The 17130-nt window shown below is 44.4% G+C and carries 18 protein-coding genes; 13 read left to right on the top strand and 5 right to left on the bottom strand.

Translation table 11 applies throughout. From position 1 onward, the window contains the following. Positions 1-228: 228 nt before the first annotated feature. From opp3b to R7V76_RS00275, 4 genes are read left to right on the top strand one after another with little or no spacing between them, the layout of a single operon-like run. The gene (gene opp3b / locus R7V76_RS00290) at positions 229-1155 is read left to right on the top strand and encodes an oligopeptide ABC transporter permease (protein WP_114595363.1); all 927 of its coding nucleotides are present in this window, start codon (positions 229-231) and stop codon (positions 1153-1155) included. Next, a complete protein-coding gene (opp3C, locus tag R7V76_RS00285; RefSeq protein WP_012370925.1) occupies positions 1155-2186 on the top strand; it encodes an oligopeptide ABC transporter permease in 1032 nt (343 codons plus the stop codon). Before opp3b ends, opp3C begins: the two co-directional genes overlap by 1 nt. A gap of 27 nt (positions 2187-2213) precedes the next feature. Then, positions 2214-3287 carry an ABC transporter ATP-binding protein gene (locus R7V76_RS00280; RefSeq protein ID WP_012370924.1) on the top strand — a complete coding sequence of 358 codons (1074 nt, stop codon included), beginning with the start codon at positions 2214-2216 and terminating at the stop codon, positions 3285-3287. Further along, a complete protein-coding gene (locus tag R7V76_RS00275) occupies positions 3287-4240 on the top strand; it encodes an ABC transporter ATP-binding protein (RefSeq protein ID WP_012370923.1) in 954 nt (317 codons plus the stop codon). The genes R7V76_RS00280 and R7V76_RS00275 overlap by 1 nt, the downstream gene beginning before the upstream one ends. Positions 4241-4289: 49 nt before the next feature. Here R7V76_RS00275 and R7V76_RS00270 read toward each other — a convergent pair whose 3' ends face one another. After that, positions 4290-4823 carry an HD domain-containing protein gene (locus R7V76_RS00270; RefSeq protein WP_214763584.1) on the bottom strand — a complete coding sequence of 178 codons (534 nt, stop codon included), beginning with the start codon at positions 4821-4823 and terminating at the stop codon, positions 4290-4292. Between the two features lie 222 nt (positions 4824-5045). Between R7V76_RS00270 and R7V76_RS00265 the strand changes: the two genes are divergently transcribed. The 3 genes from R7V76_RS00265 to mecA all read left to right on the top strand — a co-directional run bounded on the left by R7V76_RS00265 (position 5046) and on the right by mecA (position 6552). Further along, the gene (locus R7V76_RS00265; RefSeq protein WP_012370921.1) at positions 5046-5183 is read left to right on the top strand and encodes a hypothetical protein; all 138 of its coding nucleotides are present in this window, start codon (positions 5046-5048) and stop codon (positions 5181-5183) included. Positions 5184-5357: 174 nt separating this feature from the next. Next, positions 5358-5756, top strand: a complete 399-nt coding sequence (gene spxA, locus R7V76_RS00260) for a transcriptional regulator SpxA (protein WP_012370920.1) — start codon at positions 5358-5360, stop codon at positions 5754-5756. Positions 5757-5925: 169 nt separating this feature from the next. Beyond that, positions 5926-6552 (top strand): adaptor protein MecA, encoded by a 627-nt coding sequence (gene mecA, locus R7V76_RS00255; protein WP_318090705.1) that lies wholly within the window; start codon positions 5926-5928, stop codon positions 6550-6552. A gap of 69 nt (positions 6553-6621) precedes the next feature. Here the strand turns inward: mecA and R7V76_RS00250 are convergent, their stop codons facing one another. Continuing rightward, positions 6622-7344 (bottom strand): SDR family NAD(P)-dependent oxidoreductase, encoded by a 723-nt coding sequence (locus R7V76_RS00250; protein ID WP_318090703.1) that lies wholly within the window; start codon positions 7342-7344, stop codon positions 6622-6624. 61 nt (positions 7345-7405) lie between these two features. Here R7V76_RS00250 and cls point away from each other — a divergent pair, with 61 nt between their 5' ends. The 3 genes from cls to pepF are packed head-to-tail and all read left to right on the top strand — an operon-like array spanning position 7406 to position 11804. Beyond that, positions 7406-8917, top strand: a complete 1512-nt coding sequence (cls, locus tag R7V76_RS00245; protein WP_318090700.1) for a cardiolipin synthase — start codon at positions 7406-7408, stop codon at positions 8915-8917. An 11-nt stretch (positions 8918-8928) separates the two neighbouring features. Further along, a complete protein-coding gene (locus R7V76_RS00240; protein ID WP_318090698.1) occupies positions 8929-9996 on the top strand; it encodes a competence protein CoiA family protein in 1068 nt (355 codons plus the stop codon). Between the two features lie 5 nt (positions 9997-10001). Next, positions 10002-11804 carry an oligoendopeptidase F gene (pepF, locus tag R7V76_RS00235; protein WP_318090696.1) on the top strand — a complete coding sequence of 601 codons (1803 nt, stop codon included), beginning with the start codon at positions 10002-10004 and terminating at the stop codon, positions 11802-11804. Positions 11805-11974: 170 nt separating this feature from the next. On the opposite strand, the gene R7V76_RS00230 is transcribed toward pepF, so the two are convergent. Then, the gene (locus R7V76_RS00230; protein WP_012370914.1) at positions 11975-12766 is read right to left on the bottom strand and encodes a DsbA family protein; all 792 of its coding nucleotides are present in this window, start codon (positions 12764-12766) and stop codon (positions 11975-11977) included. Between the two features lie 91 nt (positions 12767-12857). Continuing rightward, positions 12858-13433, bottom strand: a complete 576-nt coding sequence (locus R7V76_RS00225; protein WP_318090693.1) for a CYTH domain-containing protein — start codon at positions 13431-13433, stop codon at positions 12858-12860. Positions 13434-13538: 105 nt separating this feature from the next. Between R7V76_RS00225 and R7V76_RS00220 the strand changes: the two genes are divergently transcribed. The 3 genes from R7V76_RS00220 to R7V76_RS00210 are packed head-to-tail and all read left to right on the top strand — an operon-like array spanning position 13539 to position 15903. Further along, positions 13539-14189, top strand: a complete 651-nt coding sequence (locus R7V76_RS00220) for a GTP pyrophosphokinase (protein WP_318090691.1) — start codon at positions 13539-13541, stop codon at positions 14187-14189. 10 nt (positions 14190-14199) lie between these two features. Continuing rightward, positions 14200-15003 carry an NAD kinase gene (locus R7V76_RS00215; RefSeq protein ID WP_012370911.1) on the top strand — a complete coding sequence of 268 codons (804 nt, stop codon included), beginning with the start codon at positions 14200-14202 and terminating at the stop codon, positions 15001-15003. A gap of 18 nt (positions 15004-15021) precedes the next feature. After that, entirely contained in the window at positions 15022-15903 is an 882-nt protein-coding gene (locus R7V76_RS00210) for an RluA family pseudouridine synthase (protein WP_318090688.1), read from the top strand. 45 nt (positions 15904-15948) lie between these two features. Here the strand turns inward: R7V76_RS00210 and R7V76_RS00205 are convergent, their stop codons facing one another. Beyond that, positions 15949-17118 carry an FtsW/RodA/SpoVE family cell cycle protein gene (locus tag R7V76_RS00205; RefSeq protein WP_318090685.1) on the bottom strand — a complete coding sequence of 390 codons (1170 nt, stop codon included), beginning with the start codon at positions 17116-17118 and terminating at the stop codon, positions 15949-15951. Between the last annotated feature and the right edge of the window lie 12 nt (positions 17119-17130).

The following is a 17130-nucleotide window of genomic DNA, read 5'->3' as shown; positions in this document are numbered from 1 at the left end:
AAATGGGTTCTAATTACTTTGTTAGCAAAGTATAATGGAATCAAACGAAAAATTCTGAAATATTGGTTAACTGTGAAAAAACAGCGGCCAGGGGGCGTCAATCAGTCCAAAATAAAAAAGAATTTTAATTTTTATAACAAAATTCTTGAATGTTCCGACAATTTTGGGTCATACTGATTTTATTGATGTTTCGAAAAAAACAGAAAATCTTTATAGGGGGTGCCATCTATGGGCCGTTATTTAGCTCAACGCCTTGTTTACGGCGTACTGACGTTTTTACTCATCGCTTCGTTCACTTTCTTCCTAATGGATCTGTTACCAGGTTCACCGTTCCAAAACCAGGAAAAACTTTCTCCTGAACAGTTGGATATCCTGCGGGATAAATACAACTTGAATGATCCGCTTCCACAACGCTATGCAGCGTACATGGTCAACTTGGTACAAGGGGATCTCGGCGTATCATTTAAATATGACAGCCGTCCAGTAACAGATTTAATCATGGAGCGAATTGGACCATCAGCTCAACTAGGTATTCAAGCCCTCGTTCTCGGTGTATTACTTGGTCTTGTTCTCGGTGTTGTTGCGGCTCTTCGCCACAATACAGCAGTTGACTACGGTGCGATGTTCATTTCGGTACTTGGGATTTCCGTGCCATCATTCGTATTTGCGTCACTTCTTCAATATTATATCGGAGTGAAATGGGGCGTATTGCCAGTAGCCTTCTGGGAAAGTCCAGCACATACGATTCTTCCGACGGTATCCTTATCACTTGGGGTAACGGCCTCGATTGCCCGTTTCGTTCGAACGGAGATGCTTGAAGTCACCGGTCAGGATTACGTGACACTCGCTAAGGCAAAAGGCCTAGATGGTCAATCCATCACTTGGAAACACATGGTACGTAACGCTTTGATTCCAGCAATCACGATTCTTGGACCAATGACAGCAGCCTTGATTACCGGAACATTCGTCATTGAAAAAATCTTTGCCGTACCGGGTCTTGGTGAATTATTCGTTTCATCAATCACACAAAATGACTATACGGTTATCATGGGGACAACGCTGTTCTTCTCGGCAGTCTTTATCTTTATGATCTTGCTCGTCGATATTCTGTACGGTGTCGTCGATCCACGGATTCGTTTGGGGGGTAGCAAATAATGGCAGAACAAAATTCAAACGCAAAAGCGGAGCAGTTCGATTCCTCGTTGTTCCAACCAGTAGAATTTAATGAACAAGCGGGTGAGCGGATTGCCGGAAAAAGCTTAAACTTCTGGCAGGATGCATGGACACGACTTCGTAAAAACAAAGCGGCGATCCTGTCGCTCGTTATCATCGTCATCATCGCATTGTTATCACTATTCGGACCAATGTTGTCCGGTAGAGATGCTTATACCCAAACGATTACTCAAGCTAAACTTCCACCAAAAATCACTGGTCTCGAATGGGCTGGTTTTGACGGAATGGCAACACTTGGTGAAAAGCCAATCGATTTTTATGAAACAAAACAAGTCAAAGATACATTCTGGTTCGGTACGGACCATCTCGGACGTGACTTATGGTCACGTATCTGGGAAGGAACACGGATTTCACTCTTCATCGGTCTTGTTGCAGCAATCATTGACGTTCTAGTCGGTGTCACGTACGGCGGTATCTCTGCTTACTACGGTGGACGCGTCGATAACATCATGCAACGGATTGCGGAAATTCTGACAGGGATTCCGAACTTGATCTTAATCATCTTGTTCATCTTAATTCTTGAACCGGGAATCACGACAATCATCCTTGCGATGACGATCACCGGCTGGATTGGGATGAGCCGACTCGTCCGCGGACAAATCCTGAAACTTAAGAACCAGGAATTTGTTCTTGCAGCACGTACACTTGGTGCTTCTAGCGCACGTTTAGTATTCAAACATTTGATTCCAAATACACTCGGTACAATCATCATTTCATTGATGTTCACGATTCCAGGTGCGATTTTCTTCGAGGCCTTCCTAAGCTTCATCGGTCTTGGTCTTGCTCCACCGCAACCATCACTGGGTACATTGATCAATGAGGGATACAAAGAATTAAAAACATTCCCTTACTTGCTCGTCATCCCATCGACAATCCTCGTACTTGTCATGATCAGCTTTAACATGCTAGCCGATGGATTACGTGATGCGTTCGACCCACGTCTGCGTCGCTAACGGAAATAAGAGAGGAGTTCATCCACAATGGAAACTATTTTATCAGTACGCGACCTGACTGTCGCTTTCCATACGTATGCTGGGACGGTTCAAGCCGTCCGCGGCGTATCGTTTGATTTAAAAAAAGGTGAGACACTTGCCATCGTTGGTGAATCCGGTTCAGGTAAGTCGGTTACATCAAAAGCCATCATGCGTTTGATTCCAAATCCTCCTGGGGAAATCACAAAAGGTGAAATCATGTTTGAAGGCCGTGATTTGGTTAAGCTCTCTGATAAAGAGATGCAAAAAGTCCGTGGTCGTGATATCGCGATGATCTTCCAGGATCCGATGACATCATTAAATCCGACGATGACCATCTTCAAACAGATTGCAGAAGGTTTGAAACGTCACCAAGGATTAACAGGCGACGCAGCGAAAAAACGGACGCTTGAATTACTGACACTCGTCGGAATTCCGAATCCGGAAGCGCGCCTTAAACAATACCCGCACCAATTGTCAGGTGGTATGCGTCAACGGATCGTTATCGCAATCGCACTGGCTTGTAATCCTAAAGTCTTGATTGCCGATGAACCGACGACAGCACTTGATGTTACGATTCAAGCACAGATTCTTGAGTTGTTAAAAGACATCCAGCAAAAAACAGGTACAGCTATCATCTTCATCACGCACGATTTAGGTGTCGTAGCGAACATGGCAGACCGCGTAGCGGTTATGTATGCTGGGAAATTGATTGAAAAAGGAACTGTCGATGAGATTTTCTATGAGCCACGTCATCCTTATACATGGGGACTTCTTGGATCCATGCCACGACCGTCTGACGATCGTTCGCAAGACTTGCCGGCAATTCCTGGTACACCACCGAACTTATTGCACCCGCCGGTCGGTGATGCATTTGCACCACGTAATCAGTACGCAATGAAAATTGATTTCGAGAAAGAACCTCCGTTCTTCCCGATCACAGATACTCATGAAGCGGCAACTTGGTTGCTACATCCGCAAGCACCGTATGTAGAACCACCAGCAGCCATCCGCGATCTTGCGCTGAAATATCGTCCAGATAGCACATTCGCGAAATCGCTTCTGAAAGGCGGTCTAAAGTAATGGAGAATCGTAATAAATTACTTGAAGTAAAAAACCTGAAACAACACTTTAATATCGGTCGTGGTCGTGTCGTCAAAGCAGTTGACGGTTTATCATTCGATATTTATGAAGGAGAAGTTCTTGGGCTTGTTGGAGAGTCCGGTTGCGGAAAATCGACAACAGGACGTTCGATCATCGGTTTATACGATGCGACAGACGGAGAAGTTCTTTTCAAAGGTGAAAATGTTCATGATAAAAAATCACGTAAAGAGAAATTGAAATTCAACCGTTCGATGCAGATGATTTTCCAAGATCCATATGCATCGTTGAATCCACGGATGACAGTCGGAGATATCATTGCGGAAGGAATCGATATCCACGGTCTTGCGAAGTCGAAAGACGAGCGCAACAACCGTGTTTACGATCTTCTGGAAACAGTTGGTTTAACGAAAGAACACGCAAGCCGTTATCCGCATGAATTCTCAGGTGGACAACGTCAGCGGATCGGGATTGCCCGTGCGTTAGCCGTCGAACCGGACTTCATCATTGCCGATGAGCCGATCTCTGCACTCGATGTATCGATTCAAGCACAGGTCGTCAACTTGATGAAACAATTGCAACGTGATCGCAGTCTGACGTATTTGTTCATTGCCCATGATTTATCAATGGTCAAATATATTTCGGATCGAATCGGAGTTATGTATCAAGGTCACCTCGTTGAATTGTGTGACGCGGATCGTCTCTATGAAAATCCAGTCCATGCCTATACGAAATCCTTGTTATCAGCAATTCCACTTCCGGATCCGGAGCATGAGCGGACGCGTAAGCGGATCATTTATGATCGCCCGACAGGCGGAGCAGTTGGGAAATCGAGTGAAGACTCTAGCATCCCGCCGTTACGCGAAATCGAGCCGGGTCATTACGTCTCGATGACAGATGCAGAACTCGAAGCGTATCAAGCGCAACTTGTATAATCAAACCAAACTAAAAGGCATTCCTGAATGTATTCGGGAATGCCTTTTTTTAATTTTCGGAAGCAATACGAGGAAGGTTGTTAAAGCGGTGAACAACCGAGTCAAGAGCATGCAGACGGTTGACAGCTTCTTCGAATGGAATCTTCTCATAATGATGAAGACCACCGGGCTGTTCTTCAAGTGTATCTGCATCATGGACCAATTGTTGCAATGGAGTCCGGTTGATCGTACCTGGTGGTAGATAAGAATCTGTATGCAACAGAACGGCAAGAGCAATTTCTTTTGCCCGTTCCGGCTCTTCACCAAGCCGGATCAGTAACTTGTGCGCTCGTTCTGCTCCCTTAATGGCATGGATATCATTTTGACGGTAGAGATCATAATTCCATGTGCCGTCCGTATACCATTCATAATGACCGATATCATGAAGCAGGGCAGCCTTCGTCGCCGTATCTGCATCAAGACCACGTTGAGTGGCAAGTGTTAATGCCTGTTCGGCTACGGAAATAGCATGATTCAAGCCGGATCGTTCTAGATATTTTTGGGCAATCGGGTGTTCAATGATAGTGACAAGGGTAACTGACATAAAGAAATAACTCCTTTCACGAGTAAGTATTTCTATACACTTTACGTGAAGTTGAAAAGAATTGCAACTGTTTGTCTCATGTCTATCGACAATCTCACATAATTAATTGCCTGAAGTAGGAATAGAAATTAGGTAAACGTGGTATACTAATTAATGTAGAAGATGATAATTTAGCTTTCGTTGGTTAACTGTTCTTTTTTCGGACCGAGCGAGGTGTCGGATATGAAAGAACGTGATAAAAAGAAAAAGTTGAAAAAACGCCTTTTGCGGGACATTTTCGAAAAAAAATTAAAAGAGATTAAACTCCCAAAAGCAAAAGAGACGATTTCTCAACCCTTTGATCACACACCAGCTTGCTGAAGCCACCTGGTGGCTACGGCAAGTTTTTTTACGAAAAGTTCTTTTCATCTCAAGACATATTGGGTTTTTGTTTTTAGAAAAATCAAGTAAACTATCAAGTAATAGAATCATCAGCTCCTGTGTTTTTATATACACAGAAGAAATGATGTGAAATCAGGGGGAGGATGTTTTTCAATGGTAACACTCTATACTTCACCAAGCTGTACTTCTTGTCGTAAAGCGCGCGCATGGCTTGAAGAACATGAAATCCCATTTGTGGAACGTAATATTTTCTCGGAACCATTATCGCTTGATGAAATTAAACAAATACTTCGTATGACAGAGGACGGGACAGATGAAATCATCTCGACACGTTCGAAAGTCTTTTCAAAATTAGATGTATCGGTAGAAAATTTATCGTTACAACACCTGTATGATTTAATTCAAGAATATCCGGGTTTGTTACGCCGTCCGATTCTGATCGATGAGAAGCGTCTTCAAGTCGGGTACAACGAAGATGAAATCCGCCGCTTCTTACCGCGAAAAGTTCGTACATTCCAACTATTGGAAGCTCAGCGCCTTGTCAACGAGTAAATTACACCGAGCACGCTGCTTTCTGAGCAGTGTGCTTTTTGTTACAGTCTAAAAAGGTTAAAATAGAGTTAACAAAGGAATATACCTTATATGTTAAATGATTCTTTTGAATCTATGTGAAGTGCTCGTTCGTATACTAGATAAGAGCGAGAGGAAAGGAGTGGACATATTGAAAATCGAACGCGTCAATGACAACACCGTCAAGTTCTTCATTACGTACACGGACATCGAACGCCGCGGCTTCGCCCGAGACGAGATTTGGTACAACCGTGAGCGTGGAGAACAGTTATTCTGGCAGATGATGGATGAAGCGAATGAAAAAGAGTCCATCTCCTTCGAAGGTCCACTATGGATACAAGTTCAGGCATTTGAAAAAGGTCTTGAAGTCACCGTTACAATCGCTAAAACAACGATTGACGGAGAACAAGTTGACGAAGATGAGTTAGATTCGTTACTTCGTTCCGCGATGTCTGATGCGGAAGAAAAAGAAACGGAACTCAGTCAAGATGTCTTATTTGAAACAACAGATTTCGAGCATATCATTGCCCTTAGCCAATATGCAGAAGCACCGATCTTCGAAGAAGTGAAAACGTCTCTTTATCAAAAAGACGGACTGTACCTGTTGCATCTTCATTTTAAAGAAGAAACAGAAGTGGAAGAACAGGAAAATGTGATGAGCCTGATTGCGGAGTATTTAAACTTCAGTGAACAGACGATTCATCCGGTGGCAGAGTACGGAAAAGTCATTGTACCGAACGATGTATTTACGTTCATCCGGAAACATTTCCCGAATTAACAGAATCAAACGCTACAACAAAGGACTGCTCCAATGTGTTTGGAAGCAGTCCTTTGTTGTGTAAAAGAATCAAGTGAGGGTATAACCGCCGTCGACGATTAAGGTTTGACCGTTGATGTAGCTCGCTTTATCGGATAATAAAAAGCAGACGACTTCTGCGATCTCGGATGGATGAGCGGCTTCGCCGCGCAAATGATGTTTCATTGCTAAATCGAATTTATCTTTTCCACCGTATAAAGAATGGCTTAACTTCGTGTCGACAGGACCGGGACAAATGGCGTTAAAACGGTACTTTCCGTGAAACCGGGCGGCATATGTTTTCGTAAGCGTAAGAAGAGCACTTTTGGAAGAAGCATACGGTAAGAGCATGGCAGGGAATTTAACATGTCCGACAATCGCGCTGTTGTTGACGATGGAAGCACCGCGGCTCAATCGTTTGACAGCCTGTTGAATGATTTGCTCCGGTGCATGATAATTGACTTGAAAGACTTCGGCCTGCTGTTCAGTCACCCGTTCTGGAGCGACCGGTTTTCCGAAAGTTCCGGCATTATTGAAAATACCATCGAGTGTGGGGAATTGTTCTTTGGTGTCTTCAAAAAATTGATTGATATCTGACGGGACGGATAAATCGACTGCAAAAAATCGGATCCGTCCTTCACCATGACTTTCCAAGTTGTGCCCGCGTTCCTCGTCTCGTCCAAGTGCAAGGACGGTATGTCCTTCTTGAGCCAATTGTAAGGCGGTCGCTTCACCAATTCCGCTTGTTGCACCAGTCACTAAATACGTTTTCATGTTGAATCGTCCCTTCTACATAAAAGTGTGTCATTCATAACTAATCAAAGGAGGGGATACCATGTTGCGGCGTGTCCAATTACTTATGACGCTACTGTTAACGGTCAGTCTGATCGGCTTTCTTTCCTATTACTGGAGTGTGTACATGGTAGGATGGCTCTCAATCGTCATCATTCTTGTCGTACTGAGCGTTTTTGTCATCATTCTGCTTGAGAATCGGAACCCGGAACGAACGCTTGTCTGGGCGCTTGTCATGATGGCGCTCCCGGTTGTTGGTGTTTTCGTATATTTCACCTTTGGTCAAAATTATAGACGAAAAAAAATGTTTCGTCTGAAAGCGATGCTCGATGAAGAGTCTTACATTAAATATCGTACCCAGTTTGATCATGGAATACACAATCAAGTGTTCCAACATGGACATTATACGAAAGTTGTTAAACTCATCGACTCCATCAGTCGCCTGCCGATTTCGTATAATAGTCATACGAAAGTATTAACGAATGGACAAGAAAAATTTCCGCTGTTATTAGCCGAGATTCGTCAAGCGGAACACCATATCCATTTGGAATACTATATTGTCCGCGATGACGAACTGGCGCTAGAGTTGCAGGAAGCATTAATTGAACGGGCGAAAGCCGGAGTGGAGATCCGTTTTTTGTATGATGCTGTAGGTTGTTTCTCGACGGATAAGGCTTATTTCAAAAAGATGGAGCTGGCGGGGATCGAAGTACGTCCATTTTTCCCAGTCGTTCTGCCGTTCATCTCGAGTAAATCCAATTACCGGAATCACCGAAAAATCGTTGTCATTGATGGTACGGTGGCGTTCACGGGTGGAATTAACGTTGGGGATGAGTACATGGGAAAAGATAAGATGTTTGGATTTTGGCGTGACACGCATTTGCTCGTCAGGGGAGAGGCCGTCTCGGAGCTTCAGTTAATTTTTCTTCAGGATTGGTACTATATGACGGGGGAACGGTTGTTTACACCGTATTATATGAAACCGCTCGAAGTCATGGAGGAATCGACAGGAGGCGTCCAAATCATTGCGAGCGGACCGGATGAACCCCATGAAACGATGAAGTCTCTCTACTTCGGTTTAATTACGGAAGCCCGGAGTTCTGTTTACATTGCTTCTCCTTATTTGATTCCGGACGAGGATCTGATGACTGCTTTAAAGACGGCAGCGATGTCGGGAATCGATGTCCGGATCCTCCTGCCGAGTTTTCCGGATCATAAAGTTGTTTTTTATGCCAGTCGTTCTTATTTTGATGACTTGCTATTAGCGGGTGTAAAGATTTACGAATATAACAAAGGATTCATGCACTCAAAAGTCATCGTGGTCGATGATGCGATTGCGACAATTGGCACAGCAAATATGGACTTAAGAAGTTTTCACTTGAACTTTGAAGTAAATGCCTTTTTATACGGGACAAATTCCGTCCATGAATTAACACGTGATTTTTATGAAGACTTTTCTAATTCTTCACAAGTTGAGCATCAAGTCTTTATTCAAAGGAGTTTCGGTCAACGTTTGATCGAGTCCATTTCGCGGTTATTCTCACCGTTACTCTAAGGAGGAGTAAGATGTTTGAGGCGATGGATGAACAGGGAAATCGAATCAACAGCCAACTGGAGACCTTCCAATCGTTAACAAATAAACTACTGTACTGTCCCTATTGCCGAACGCAACTTCGTGTCCGCCAAGGCAAGAAGCGCCTTCATTTTGTTCATGTGACAGCATGTACCGGTGAATCGTCCGAACATCAATTTTGGAAAACACGGCTTGCTGCCTATTTTGAAACGTTGCGATTCAAGGTCGAGATAGAAGCAGTCCGGGGACGAAGGCGGTTTGATCTTTTCATTTGGCCCGGAGAAATCGGAGTCGAGATTCAGCGTTCGAAAATGAGCGCTGTAGAATGGCAACGGAGATCGTTGATTGATCAACAAGCGGGATACGAAGTCCGCTGGATTGGTTTTCATGAGTCGGGCGGACAGCTTCTTAAGCTTGACGGCTGGATGAAGGCGGCATTTATGAAAAATGGTTACATCGATTTAATCGAGCAGGGACGAATCGTCCGTTATGTACATCCGCTTCCGTTCGCACAACGTTTGGTATTCTGCCAACGTGTGTCTTTATCGGCGAAACAATTTCTTTTTCCACGTCCGGTTTCCCGGCAATTTTTCGAACGACCATGGACGACACTGATAAAAAAATATCGGCTTCGTCCATTTTTTTCTTCGCTCCCGTCCCGATACGTACAATCTCCTCTTTATTACTCCAACCTCCAGGTTTCTACACTCCCATCCTGGTGTTTTCTGCCCTTATCCCCGTTGCTGTGTTTATCTGTCCATCCTTTTGAAATTCAAGTGGCTGTTTACCTGCGCTTACAAGGAACTTACCTCGCAGAGCAACTGCTTGCCTTCCTGACCGAATGTTTGACACAGTCCAAGGTTTCATATGAGTTATCTAGTCTTCACCTTCTGATTGACGAATGGACGGCTATGATCGACTTTCTCCAAAATCATCTGCCTGAACTTTTTCAAACCAATCCCGTTGATTTGTCGACCCGCTTGGAAGAAGATCAAAAGTTAGCAGGTGCGCTTCGTTTGTTTGTCGAAAGGGAAACAGGTATAAATGAAGTAAAGGAGTGATTTAAATGGCAGAAGTATTAACACGAAAAGACGTCAAGCAGGAAGAGACGTGGAATTTAGAATCCATTTATGAAACGAATGAGAAATGGGAAGAAGAGTTTGAGTCAGTGAAAGCGATGCTTCCGCTACTCGTCGAGTATAAAGGACGCCTTGCACAGTCGGATGCCACTTTATTTGAAGGACTTCAACTTCGGGACGAAATCTCAAGACGGCTGCATAAGCTCTATACATATGCACATATGCGTTACGATGAGAACACGGCCGACAGCTTTTATCAGGCGATGAATGACCGTGCCCGGACGCTCGCTTCGCAAATTGGAGCGACGCTCGCCTTCATGACACCCGAGCTGTTAGAAGTTCCGGAAGAAACAATTGCCTCGTACTTGGATCAGAATCCGGATCTTGCCCTTTACCGTCATGCGTTCGACGAGTTGAATCGTGAGCGGGAACACGTCTTATCGGAAGCGGAAGAGGCGATTCTGGCAAAAGCAGGCGAAGTCCTTGGACAGTCGGGTACGACGTTTGGCATGCTGAATAATGCAGATATGAAATTCCCGAAAATCAAAGGCGAGGACGGGGAAGAAGCGGAATTGACACATGGACGGTTCATCACGTTCATGGAGTCAAAAGATCGTTCTGTCCGTGAGGCGGCGTTTAAAGCCATGTATGGAACGTATAGCCAGTATACGAATACATTGGCATCTACATTAGCCGGTTCCGTAAAAAAAGATAACTTCTATGCTGAAGTCCGGAAATTTAAAACAGCACGTGAATCAGCGTTACATGGAAACACGATTCCGGAACAGGTATATGACGGATTGATCGAAGCGGTTCATGACCACCTTCCGTTGTTACACCGGTATGTTGCTTTACGTAAACGGATTTTAGGTGTCGATGAACTGCATATGTATGATATGTATACGCCGCTCGTTAGTGAAGTCGAAATGAAGATCTCGTACGAGGAAGCAAAACAGTTGATGGTGGACGGATTAGCGCCACTAGGACCTGAATACAAACATATTCTTGAAGAGGGTCTTGCAGAACGCTGGGTCGATGTCCGTGAAACACGGGGCAAACGGAGTGGTGCTTACTCTTCCGGCGCATATGATACACAGCCGTTCATCTTGATGAACTGGCAGGATAACGTCAACAACTTGTTTACGTTAGCACACGAGTTCGGACACTCGGTTCACAGCTACTATACACGTCAGAATCAACCCTATGCCTACGGAGATTATTCAATTTTTGTAGCAGAGGTCGCGTCGACGACAAATGAAGCACTTTTAAATGACTACCTGTTAAAACGTGTGACAGATAAAAATGAGAAACTGTATCTCCTCAACAATCAATTGGAGACATTCCGCGGAACGTTATTCCGTCAGACGATGTTTGCCGAGTTTGAACATCAAATTCATGAGGCAGCTCGTCTTGGACAAGCACTAACACCTGAATTCTTAACGAAGACGTATTATGCTCTAAATAAAACGTATTTCGGTGATGGTATTGTATTAGATGAGGAAATTGGTTTGGAATGGGCGCGTATCCCGCACTTCTATTACAATTACTATGTCTATCAGTATGCGACAGGCATTTCTGCCGCCGCAGCGCTGACTTCACAAATCCTAGAAGAAGGGGAGCCGGCAGTCGAGCGGTATATCAATAACTTCCTCAAAGCAGGATCAAGTGATTATCCGATTGAAGTTCTGAAAGCGGCCGGCGTCGATATGACGACGAAAGCACCGGTTGAATCTGCTCTTCGTCAATTCGAACGGGTACTCGATGAATTTGAAGCATTACTCGGAGAATGACAATTTTGTGAATTGATGAACAAACAGGTATCGGGGAAGGGGAGAATCAGTTATACTAATCATGTGAAGTGAATCACATTCCCCCTGATGATTCTCTTTTCCCCCCATCCAGATTCAAAAAACGACAAAGAAGCTGCTTCTACGATTAACGTGGAAGCAGCTTCTTTGAGTTAAGCATGGGCAGAATCTTTTAAGTGACGCCATACTTTACCGTCACAATACGTCAGTGAAACACATTTTTGTTGAAGCAATAACTTTTTCAATTCGTGTTCAACCTGTGCTTCTGTTGCATCATATATAAATGCGATTTCAGAAGTGGTTGCTGTGTCATACCGTCTCAAGAATTGTTCGAGAGGGGGTTTTGCCTGCTTCTCAAACGGTTGATCTAATAATTCGTTCAGAATCGATACATAAACCAAGTATTCGTAATGACCTTCTGCTTTGATGGCTTCCTCGTCCCCGACGAAAGCAAGCGTTGGGAGAATACGTACGTCCCAGTCGGTCACCAATTCAGTCTCTTTTTCAAGCATTAATTGAATGGTATCTGATTCGATATCACGATGGAATTCCGCTAAATCCAGACCGAATTCCGTCAATGCTTCTGCCAACCGCATCAAGGAAGAACGCGAATATGCGCTTTTTCCTTCGACGTTATGCAACATGCGTAAACGGCGCATGAACCGCATACCGAACGTTTTTCCCTGTAGTTCGATAGCCTTTAGAATCAGCAGTGGTGACATATCACACGCTGATCGTGAAGGTGCGCAAGGAATGGTTGCGATCGTCCGGAGACGGAATAAATGGCCGTATTCTAATTCTAATTTCTTGAGAACGGGAATCAACCGTAAACCATCCGTTTGTGTGACGTCTAGAAAATGATAAATTTCTAGAGGTTTCGTCGGTTGTTGAATTGATGGTTCGTCCAATGAACAATATGAGCCGTTGCATTGTTCGTGTTCCATCCGTTCACCCCTTTTCTTTTAATATCGTTACCCTATTTTAGCAACGAAAAAAAAGAAAGAGCAAAGGTTTTGCTTGTACATTTCTACACGATTAACGTGTAAGCGCTTTACGATCCATGAAACGGACGATTTTATTTTTCGTTTCACGGACTGGAATTTCGTTTGTTTGCAACAGTTCTTCGAACGCAAGTTTGCCGGCCGCATAGTCGGTCACTTCGAATTCAAGTTCATAATCCGTCGTGCCTAAATACGTACTTTGATCCAATACTAACAATCCGCTCGGCAACTGTTTTTCAAAACGTTCGGTTTCAAGACGACCTAAATGTTCAAGCGAAGTCGTTAATTCAAACTTTTCTAATTGTTGATTCATCTCAGCAGAGTGAATAAGGCCATATTGGAATAAATCTTCCGCTTCTTGTTCGGACAATGTCACATGTGTTTCTAGTAATCCATCGTCTTGCGGTTCTTTTAACGTCAACACCAAGCCGGTTTTCTTTTCACGGATACGCAGAGCGGCCCCGTGGCTGCGAAGTTCGAACGTCGGAGTATCGAAATAGTCATTTGCTTGCCACACGGAAGATCCGGATGTATTGTACCGTTCCATTAATTTCGTGTATTCAATTTCGTTTAACAGGTTTTTAAATTCAATTTCCATTTCTTGTCTCATTTCCGACCACACCTTTCTAGTTGAATGCTTGAAAATATGATACCATGAATGGTGTAGTGGAACGAATTGAACTAAGAATTTAGACTAAAAGTGGTGACAATAACGATGACAAAAGAAAATTGGGACTTATTTCTCGCACCGTATCAAATCGCAGTGGATGAATTAAAAGTAAAATTAAAAGCCATTCGAAAACAATTTCAACAACGTGGGGAACATTCACCGATTGAATTTGTCACAGGACGTGTCAAACCTGTAAAGAGTATCTTACAGAAGGCTGAACGAAAATCGATTGATATCGAGTTGCTGGAACAGGACATGCAGGACATAGCAGGTCTCCGGATTATGTGCCAATTCGTAGATGACATCATCCATATCTTAGAATTGTTGCGTTCCCGGGGAGACTTTAAGATTGTCGAAGAACGAAACTATATTACACAAAAGAAGGAAAGCGGCTATCGTTCGTACCACATTATCATTGCTTATCCGGTCCAAACGATTGAAGGGGAAATCCCGACACTCGTTGAGATTCAGATCCGGACACTCGCAATGAACTTTTGGGCAACGATTGAACATTCCTTGAATTATAAATACCAAGGAAATATTCCGGAAGAGACACGGGAACGTTTGCGACGTGCGGCTGAAGCGGCGTTTCTGCTCGATGCGGAGATGAGTCAGCTAAAAGTAGAGATACAAGATGCTCAAGTCGTTTTACATGAACGAGAGGCGACCGAAGCAAAGAATCGAGCAAAAGAGTAGGAGGATGACGATGCGTTTTGCGGTTACGGCGCGGGGCGATGAACGTTCCCATATGCTGAAGGAACAACTAGAACAGGCGTTGATCGAACGGGGGAGTCATCGAGACGTCGTTACTCCGGAAATCGTGATTTCAATCGGCGGGGACGGTACGATGCTGCAAGCTTTCCACTCTTATTTGGATCAGGTCGAGGAAATCACACTGGTCGGAATTCACACCGGACACCTCGGGTTTTATGCCGACTGGCGACCGGAAGAGATGGATGAATTGATTCAACATATCGCGGACGATAATATAGCGACTGTTGAATATCCGTTGCTTGAATTATCGATTGATTATGCTGATGGATCAACGAATAAACTGTTGGCATTAAATGAATGTACGATTAAAAGCTTTAATCAGACACTCGTCTGTGATCTGTCGATCCGCGGAGATTATTTTGAAACGTTTCGGGGAGATGGTCTATGTATCTCCACGCCATCCGGCTCAACAGCCTATAACAAAGCCCTTGGTGGAGCAATCGTCCATCCGGCGCTCGAAGCGATTCAGATTACAGAAATGGCATCGATCAATAATCGTGTGTACCGGACGATCGGTTCCCCGATGTTATTGCCGAAGCACCATGATGTCGAGATTCGGCCGGTCAATCCGATTGATTTTCAATTGACATACGATCATTATGCTTCGATTGTGCATCAAAACGTTAAATCGATTCGTTGTCGTGTATCGGATAAAAAGGTTAAGTTTGCTCGATTCCGTTCTTTCCCGTTTTGGCAAAGAGTCCGTGAGTCGTTTTTAGCAGAAGAAAGAAGTTAATTATAAAGAGGTAACGTGATGGCATTTCAAATTAAACAACAAGTAACTTCCATTGAAGACGGATGGAGTGTCGGTCATTTTTGTACGACACGTCTTCATATTTCCCGAAAAATGTTAGTGTCGATTAAACACCACGGAGATATTTTGCGGAATGAACAACATGTCAACGTAAACGAACCTGTTCATGCAGGAGACCTTATTCATGTCCGGTTTCCGGAAGAACAGCCTGCACAGGATATGCATGCGACAAGCGGAGAACTTGATATCCTCTTTGAAGACGAGTGGCTGTTAATTGTCAACAAACCGCCGGGAATGGCCTCGATTCCGTCCAGACTTCATCCGGAACGGTCCTTATCGAATTTTGTGCTCGGTTATTACCGACAACATCAAATCCCGTATGCAATTCATATCGTCAATCGATTGGACCGGGATACAAGTGGACTGGTCGTTTTTGCGAAACATGCCCTTGCGCATCATCAGTTGAGTAAGATGCAACAGAACGGATTGCTTGATCGCCGGTACATCGCATTGATCGAGGGAACCCTCCCGCCTCAAACGATTGACCTTCCGATCGGTCAAACCGATCATTCCTTCATGGAAAGAATGGTCCGGGAAGACGGGCAACAGGCGATCACGCATATCTTAACCAGTGAGCGGATCACGGCGTTTTCGCGTGAATTATCCCGATTGACGATTAAATTGGAGACGGGCAGGACGCACCAAATCCGGGTTCACCTCGCGGCACTTGGTCATCCGTTAGTCGGAGACACGATGTATAAAGGGACACCTTTGATTGCGAGACAAGCATTACACAGTGCGTCTGCGACGTTCCCGCATCCGGGGACAGGTGAGATGATGACGTTTACAGCACCGTTGCCGGACGACTTATGTCTTTCATGAACAGAAAAAGAGTGGCATCCGCACTGGATGCCACTCTTTTTGGCTTTAATCTTCATCAAACATAGAGATCCGGGACTGCGAAGCGATTGCCATAATCAAGCCGAGTCCGACCAGGTTAACGATCATTGTCGACCCTCCGTAACTAATGAAGGGAAGCGGGAGACCGGTGATCGGTAAGACACCCATCGTCATCCCGATGTTTTGGAAGATTTGGAATGTAAACATCGCGACGTATCCCGTTACGATATACGTTCCAAACGGATCCGCTGTTTCCAGTGCGATTTGAATCAACCGGTAGATGAACAGGAACAGAATGATTAGGACGACAGCCGCACCGATGAAACCGTAGTGAGCTGAAATCGCGGTAAAAATAAAGTCGGTATGCAGCTCAGGGACCGAAACTTGCAATTTTCCGTATCCGACACCAAACATCTGTCCTGATCCGATGGCGTTAATCGACTGGACCAGCTGATAGGAAAGGTCATCCGCATATTCGAACGGTTGTAACCAAGCCATGATCCGGTTCATCGCATGCCCTGGGAAGAAGGTGGCAAGTAAATCATTTTGGAAATAAAACAGATAAAAGAATCCGACGATTGCGACAGTCAACAAACCGAACATCGTAAGCAGCCACTTCCAGTTCAAGCCGGATAGCAACATTGCACAAGCCAAAATGACGCAGAGAATCAAGCCGATTCCTAAGTCGGGTTGGATGATAATCAAAGCGAGTGGAAGCAACGTAAGGGCAACCATCTTGATTAGAAGCAGGAAGTCTCGTTCATGCTGGACATACCGGGCGTTGTGTTCCGAGATGACGGCAGCGAGAGAAACAATCAAGAAAAACTTCATGAATTCAGCCGGTTGAACGGTTCCGATGACCGGGAATTGATACCAGCCGTACGCTCCTTTGATGTTTGCGACCAACGGTGTTCCCCGTAAGACGACAAGACCAATCAAGGAGACAATTCCTGCCCCGTATAAGTACCAATGGAAACGTTTCAGTTGCTCATAATCGATGAGAATGACGACAGACAGTGCGATAAATCCGATGATATACCACTGAATCTGTTTGGCCATGAAATTGATTTCACTGATTGCCCCTTGTAAAAAAGGTTGCGCGGTATAGATTGCGATGACACTGACGACCATCAAACAACCGAGCAAAAAAAGCAACGTGTTATCATAACGTTGTGTAAATGATTTAAAACGGTTCATTCCATCCCTACT

Source organism: Exiguobacterium artemiae, from assembly GCF_033342815.1.
In the GTDB taxonomy this organism is placed as follows: Bacteria; Bacillota; Bacilli; order Exiguobacteriales; family Exiguobacteriaceae; genus Exiguobacterium_A; species Exiguobacterium_A artemiae_A.
The sequence above is the reverse complement of the archived record's forward strand: the minus strand, read 5'-3'. Positions and strand labels throughout refer to the sequence as shown.

Excerpts from the sequence above, each read along its gene's own strand:
- cls (WP_318090700.1), top strand. The coding sequence starts at position 7,406 with ATGTTGCGGCGTGTCCAATTACTTATGACGCTACTGTTAACGGTCAGT.
- opp3b (WP_114595363.1), top strand. The coding sequence starts at position 229 with ATGGGCCGTTATTTAGCTCAACGCCTTGTTTACGGCGTACTGACGTTT.
- R7V76_RS00240 (WP_318090698.1), top strand. The coding sequence starts at position 8,929 with ATGTTTGAGGCGATGGATGAACAGGGAAATCGAATCAACAGCCAACTG.
- R7V76_RS00265 (WP_012370921.1), top strand. The coding sequence starts at position 5,046 with ATGAAAGAACGTGATAAAAAGAAAAAGTTGAAAAAACGCCTTTTGCGG.
- R7V76_RS00220 (WP_318090691.1), top strand. The coding sequence starts at position 13,539 with ATGACAAAAGAAAATTGGGACTTATTTCTCGCACCGTATCAAATCGCA.
- pepF (WP_318090696.1), top strand. The coding sequence starts at position 10,002 with ATGGCAGAAGTATTAACACGAAAAGACGTCAAGCAGGAAGAGACGTGG.
- R7V76_RS00270 (WP_214763584.1), bottom strand. The coding sequence starts at position 4,823 with ATGTCAGTTACCCTTGTCACTATCATTGAACACCCGATTGCCCAAAAA.
- R7V76_RS00275 (WP_012370923.1), top strand. The coding sequence starts at position 3,287 with ATGGAGAATCGTAATAAATTACTTGAAGTAAAAAACCTGAAACAACAC.
- R7V76_RS00250 (WP_318090703.1), bottom strand. The coding sequence starts at position 7,344 with ATGAAAACGTATTTAGTGACTGGTGCAACAAGCGGAATTGGTGAAGCG.
- R7V76_RS00230 (WP_012370914.1), bottom strand. The coding sequence starts at position 12,766 with ATGGAACACGAACAATGCAACGGCTCATATTGTTCATTGGACGAACCA.
- R7V76_RS00215 (WP_012370911.1), top strand. The coding sequence starts at position 14,200 with ATGCGTTTTGCGGTTACGGCGCGGGGCGATGAACGTTCCCATATGCTG.
- R7V76_RS00280 (WP_012370924.1), top strand. The coding sequence starts at position 2,214 with ATGGAAACTATTTTATCAGTACGCGACCTGACTGTCGCTTTCCATACG.
- spxA (WP_012370920.1), top strand. The coding sequence starts at position 5,358 with ATGGTAACACTCTATACTTCACCAAGCTGTACTTCTTGTCGTAAAGCG.
- opp3C (WP_012370925.1), top strand. The coding sequence starts at position 1,155 with ATGGCAGAACAAAATTCAAACGCAAAAGCGGAGCAGTTCGATTCCTCG.
- R7V76_RS00205 (WP_318090685.1), bottom strand. The coding sequence starts at position 17,118 with ATGAACCGTTTTAAATCATTTACACAACGTTATGATAACACGTTGCTT.
- R7V76_RS00225 (WP_318090693.1), bottom strand. The coding sequence starts at position 13,433 with ATGAGACAAGAAATGGAAATTGAATTTAAAAACCTGTTAAACGAAATT.
- R7V76_RS00210 (WP_318090688.1), top strand. The coding sequence starts at position 15,022 with ATGGCATTTCAAATTAAACAACAAGTAACTTCCATTGAAGACGGATGG.